Origin of the sequence: Rhodococcus sp. UFZ-B548 (assembly GCF_903819475.1) — a bacterium.
Lineage (GTDB): Bacteria > Actinomycetota > Actinomycetes > Mycobacteriales > Mycobacteriaceae > Rhodococcus_F > Rhodococcus_F erythropolis.
The window spans coordinates 1-6447 of record NZ_CAIJDS010000114.1 but is presented as its reverse complement, the minus strand read 5'-3'; the positions used below and the strand labels follow the sequence as shown (position 1 = coordinate 6447).

Here is a 6447-nt window from a genome sequence, read left to right as displayed (position 1 = left end):
CGTCGGTGGTGGTGGTGTTGGGGGAGTTTCCGGTGACGGTGCATGGGAAGTTGGACCGTAAAGCCCTCCCGGACGTCAACTTCGAACCTCGATCGCTGCAGTATGTTGCGCCGCGAACGCCGGTCGAGGAGACGGTTGCCGCAATCTTCGATGATCTGTTGGGAACGTCGACGGTGGGCGTGTACGACGACTTCTTTGCCCTTGGTGGGAACTCTCTGAGTGCAGTCAGGTTGGTTGCGCGAGTGAATTCTGTTCTCGGCGAACGGATCGACATCCGCGACGTCTTCGATGCTTCTACCGTTGCAGCGCTGGCCGAGTTGGCGCAGTGTCGCGGAGGAGAGGGGGCCAAGCCGGCGTTGAGGCCGCGGGGTACGACGACGGATATCCCACTTTCGCCGGCGCAGGAGCGAATGTGGTTTGCGAATCAGTTCGACCCCGAGTCCGCCGCCTACAACGTCGCGTGCGCGTTGAGGCTCGACGGCACAGTGAATCTGAGTGCACTTCACGCGGCATTTGTCGACGTCGTCGAGCGGCACGAGTCCTTGCGCACTGTTTTTCCTCTCACTGACGACGGCCCGCGTCAAGTGATCATGTCTACCTCACAGGTGGTATCGGATCTTGCACCGATACTTGTGCAGGGAGAGGAAGAGCTGCGCGAGCGTTGCCGGCAGATCGTTTCGGATGGTTTCGACGTCATGCAGCAGGTCCCGATGCGCGCCACCTTGTTGCGGCGAGACGACCAGGTCCACTCGCATGTCCTGGTGATCGTGATTCACCACATCGCCGCCGACGGATTCTCCACGGTACCGCTGGCCCGAGATCTCATGAGCGCATACACCTCCCGTGTGAGCGGTGAGGCTCCTCGGTGGGCGCCGCTCGAGATCCAGTACGCCGACTATGCGTTGTGGCAACGTGGTTGGTTGGGTTCGGAATCCGACTCTCGGTCTTTGATCTCGAAACAGCTCGCCTATTGGGTCGAGAATCTTGCGGGTGCACCGGAAGTTCTCGACATTCCGACCGATCGACCGCGCGGTGATGTGCGTTCGCTTCGACGCGGACGGATTCGGTTCGAGTTCAGTCCGGAGGTTCATGCCGGTGTGGTTGCCCTGTCGCGCAAACACAACGCCACCGTCTTCATGGTTGTGCACGCAGCCTTGGCAGTGCTGCTGGCGAGGCTCAGCGATGAGGAGGACGTAGCCGTCGGAACTCCGATCGCCGGGCGTGGGGAGCGCGAACTCGACGACCTGGTGGGCATGTTCGTCAACACGTTGGTCTTGCGCACTGCAGTGGACCGCGGCGCGACTTTCGGGGAGTTCCTCGACCAGGTCCGAAACGTAGATCTGAGCGCCTTCACTCATGCGGGCGTGCCGTTCGAACGAGTCGTCGAGATAGTGAATCCTTCACGTTCGACGGCATACTCGCCCCTGTTTCAAGTCATGTTGGAGTTCCAAGACATCGAGCGACCGACACTGGAACTTCCCGACCTGCAGGTGACCGACGTGGGTGTCGAGATCGACACCATCACCTTCGATCTGCAGTTGACGGTGGCGCAGAACACTGGCACCGCCGGTGAATCGGATGGTATTCGTGCTGAATTCGGATATGCCGCAGATATTTTCGACGAGGAAACAGTACGGGGCTTCGTCGACCGCCTGCAACGGATTCTCGAGTACGTCACCACGGATCCGCAATCGCGGATCGGAGATATCGATATCCTCGACGCCCGTGAGTCAGCCGAACTGGTACCCGTGCGAGGTGTGATCTCCACCGCTGTTCAGACCCTTCCCGATTTGCTCACGACAGCAACAGATATGGCGACCGCCCAGGATCTCGGCGCCGTCGCGCTGGTGTTCGAGGAACGTGAAGTGACCTATCTCGAACTAGACGCACAGTCGAATCGATTGGCCCGCATGCTGATCGTATCCGCAGTGGGTCCCGAAACGGTGGTGGCGATGTGTCTCCCACGCTCCGTCGAGTCCGTTCTGGCGGTGTGGTCCATTGCCAAGACAGGTGCGGCATTCCTTCCCGTGGACCCGGGACTTCCTGCTGCACGTATCGAGTACATGCTGGGCGACTCCGGTGCAGCGTGGGGGATAACGACCCGAGCTCACCACGCAGCATTGTCCGGCCTCGTGCCGTGGCTGGTCCTCGACGATGCTGGTTTCGAGGAACGGCTGTGGGCGTACTCGCCATCGAAAGTCACCGACGAGGATCGGAAGGCACGGATTCGAATCGACAATCCGGCCTATCTGATTTACACCTCGGGATCAACGGGAACACCCAAGGGGGTGACGGTCACTCATCGCGGGTTGAGCAACTTTGCTCTCCAGGAGCGCGAGACATTCGCCGCCACGACCCGATCCAGAACTCTGCACTTCGCTTCGCCGAGTTTCGACGCTTCGGTTCTCGAACTCATGTTGGCCGTTGGTGCGGGATCCACGATGGTGATCGTGCCACCGACCGTCTACGGCGGGGCGGAGCTGGCGGCGTTACTGGAGCGCGAGCGCGTCACCCATTGTTTTGTGACTCCGGCGGCTTTGGCATCCGTCGCCCCAGACGGACTCACCACTGTCGGTTGTGTCGTGACAGGTGGGGAGGCGTGCCCGCCGGAATTGGTGGCCCGCTGGGCGCCGGGCAGAAAGATGTTCAACGCCTACGGTCCTACCGAGGCAACTGTGGTGTCGAACATCAGTGCGGCACTGGCTCCGAACGACCCGGTCACCATCGGCGCACCTACTCGCGGATTCAGCGAGGTAGTGCTGGACTCGCGTCTGAGAGCGGTACCGGTAGGTGTCGCGGGAGAGTTGTATCTTGCCGGGCCGGCTCTCGCTCGCGGCTATCACCGGCGATCCCCGTTGACCGCCACGCAGTTTGTCGCAGATCCCTTCGGTGCGCCGGGAACGCGGATCTATCGCACGGGCGATCGCGTGCGGTGGACGCCCGACCGACAGCTGGAGTATCTCGGGCGCACCGATGCCCAAGTGAAGGTCCGTGGGTTCCGCATCGAACTCGGGGAAGTCGAGGTGGCACTGCAGACGCACCCGCGCGTGGCCCAGGCGGTGACGGGCGTCTGGAACGGCGACGGCAGGGATCGGTTGAACGGCAGGGATCGGTTGATCGGATACGTGGTTCCCGATCGCGGAGCGAGTGTCGATCCGCGAGACGTCCTCGCGCATGCAGGCAAGCGTCTGCCGTCGTACATGGTGCCTGCGGCGGTGGTGGTGCTCGACGCACTTCCGCTGACGGTTCACGGAAAACTGGACCGCGCAGCGCTTCCCGCACCCGATTTCTCGTCCACGGCCACACCCGACCGGACACCGCGAACGGAAACCGAGAATCTTCTTGCCGCTCTGTTCGCGCAGGTTCTCGGCCTGGACACCGTAGGAGTGCACGATTCGTTCTTCGAGCTCGGTGGAGACAGCATCATGTCCATCCAATTGGTGGCCCGCGCTCGCGATGCTGGTGTGATCATCTCGCCCCGAGACGTATTCGACCACAAATCTGTTGCTGCGCTTGCCGAGTCGGCGCACGTGGAGCAGGACGGTCCTGATGTGCTCGTGGAGCTACCCGGATCCGCTGTCGGAACTGTTCCACTGAGCCCGGTGGCGCAGTGGATGCTCGGCCGTAGCAGTGGCGGCCTGTGTGGCGGCGAATTGAAACGGTTCTCCCAGGCGCTCTTGCTGACAGCTCCCGCTGATCTCACCCAGGATCTCCTTGTCCGTGGTCTCCAGGTGTTGCTGGACCGCCACGGAATGCTTCGAGCGCGCTTGGGCGAGAGTGACCGGGTCATGGAAGTCCTACCACCCGGCTCGATCTCGGCCGAAGGACTGATCCATCGAGTAGTTGTCGGTTCGGTGGACGACGAAGGTTTCAGGGCCTTGGCGTCGGGAGAGCTCGAGGCCGCTGCCGACAGCTTGGATCCCGCCGCGGCCGACATGGTGCGCGTGATCTGGTTCGACCTGGCCGACATCCCTGGCTTGCCGAACAAGCGGGGCCGACTACTTGTGGTGATTCATCACCTGGTTGTCGACGGTGTCTCGTGGCGCATTCTGGTCACCGACCTGGCGACGGTGACAGCACAACTCCAGGCCGGTGTCACGCCCGAACTGCCACAGACCGGAACGTCGTTCCGGCGATGGACGCACGGGCTTGTCGAGCACGTGGGCGACCGGAGTGTCGAACGGGACATGTGGAAAACGATCCTTGACGGCGATGACCCGCTGATCGGTTCGCGCCCACTCGATCCCACGATCGACGTCGACGGCACGGTCGACACCGTCACAGTGGACATCGCGCCTCCGGTGACCAGGAACCTACTCACCACGGTTCCTGCGGCATTTCACGCCGGCGTGAACGACGGACTCCTCACTGCTGTTGCGTTGGCCTCGATCGAGTGGCGACGACGCCGCGGTATGGATACCGCTGCCGCCCTGGTCACGCTCGAAGGACACGGCCGCGAGGAAGGAGCGGTTCCTGGCGCAGACCTCGCGCGCACCGTTGGTTGGTTCACCACGCTCTACCCGGTGCGCGTGGACCTCGGCGGAATCGACGTCGACGACGCACTGGCAGGTGGCGCCGACGCCGGACGGGCTCTCAAAGCCGTCAAGGAATACGTGCGTGCGATCCCCGATCATGGAATCGGATTCGGGATGTTGCGCTACCTGTCGGGCGAGAGCGAACCACTCGGCCGATTCCGTTCTCCTCAGATCAGTTTCAACTATCTGGGCCGGATCAGTTCCTCTGACGGAACACAGGACTGGCTGCCGGTGGAGGGCAATCGAAAGCTCGGCGGAACCCAGAATCGGTCCATGCCTGTGGCGTCCGTGATCGACATCAACGCGGCGGTTGAGGACCATGTCGACGGGCCCTGCCTGACAGCATCTTTCACCTTTCCCCGCGGAGTGCTCGACAGGTCTGACATCGCGGAGTTCGCGGAACTGTGGCGTCGTGCGCTCGACGGACTCACCGCGCACGCATCGCGACCTGATGCGGGCGGTCTGACGCCGTCGGACATTCCCCTGGTCTCGGTCGACCAACAACAGATCGAACGCTGGGAGAACGACTTCCCCGGATTGCACGATGTCTGGTCGGTGTCGCCCCTTCAGGCCGGGCTGATGTTCCATGCCTCACTGGCGGCCACGTCGACGGACGTCTACACAGCGCAGTTGTGCGTCGAGCTGGAAGGAGCGGTTGATTCCGAGCGTTTGCGCGGCGCTGCTGCCGGACTACTGGCAAACCACCCGAATCTGTGTGCAGCGTTCGTCTACGACGCACACGGCCTACCGGTGCAGTTGATTGTCGACGATGCAGTGATTCCCTGGACCGAGGTCGACCTGAGTGATTGCGGATCGGCAACCGAAGCAGAGCTGGAGCGCCGCCTCGACGAGGATCGCAGTGCACCCTTCGACCTCGCCTCGCCGCCGCTGCTTCGGCTGACGCTGCTGCGAACCTCGCCGACGAGGTGTGTGTTGGTGGTGACTAACCATCACATCGTTCTCGACGGTTGGTCGATGCCGTTGCTGGTACGCGAACTGCTGATGAGATACGCGGACGACAGTCTCCCGGTCGAGAGCGTCCCAGCCGATCAGCCCCAGACTCCGTCGTACCGCACCTATCTGGAATGGTTGGCGCACCGCGACATCGAGACCTCGCTCGCGGTCTGGGAGGACGCCATGGAAGGCGTCGACGAGCCGACGTTGTTGGCGGCTTCGGCGCCGACCGCCGATCAGGTGGTACCCGAAGAGGTCGCCGTCGATCTGCCCGATTCGGTGCTCGACGGACTCGGTGCGCTCGTCCAGCGGAGCGGGATCACGATGAACACGGTGATCCAAGCGGCGTGGGGTGTCCTGTTGTCTCGAATGCTTTCCCGCGACGACGTACTCTTCGGCGTCACAGTCTCGGGCCGCTCACCTGAATTGCCTGGTGTGGAAAACATGATGGGGCTGCTGATCAACACATTGCCTGTCCGGGTGCAACTGGATCCGGACGAGACGTGTGCACAGCTGCTCGCGCGACTACAAGGCGAGCAGACAGCCCTGCTCGATCATCACTATGTCGGACTCGGCGCGATTCAATCTGCCGTAGGGACAGGCAATTTGTTCGACACACTGTCGGTCTTCGAGTCGTATCCGATCGATACCTCGGGGGTGGACGGGAACACCGACATAGCCGGTATGCGCGTCACCGCTGTGAATGCCCGCGACGCCACGCATTACCCGCTCACCGTGCTGTCGGTCGCGGAACCGACGCTGCAGGTGAGCCTGCGGTATCAGCCGGCCGCATTCGACCGCGCCGCGGTCGGCACCATTGCACAGCGAATGTCGCGGATTCTTGCCGCCTTTGCAGCGAACGCGGATACACCGGTCGGTGAGGTCGACGTGTTGGTCGCCGGTGAGCGTGGGTTGGTGGTGGGTGGTTGGGATGGTGTGGGGGTTGCGGTGGGGGGTT

The 6447-nt window shown here is 62.6% G+C and carries 1 protein-coding gene; it reads left to right on the top strand.

The window, feature by feature from the left end:
• A partial coding sequence (locus H7C86_RS36375) for a non-ribosomal peptide synthetase (RefSeq protein WP_182263470.1) occupies positions 1-6447 on the top strand: 6447 nt, incomplete at both ends.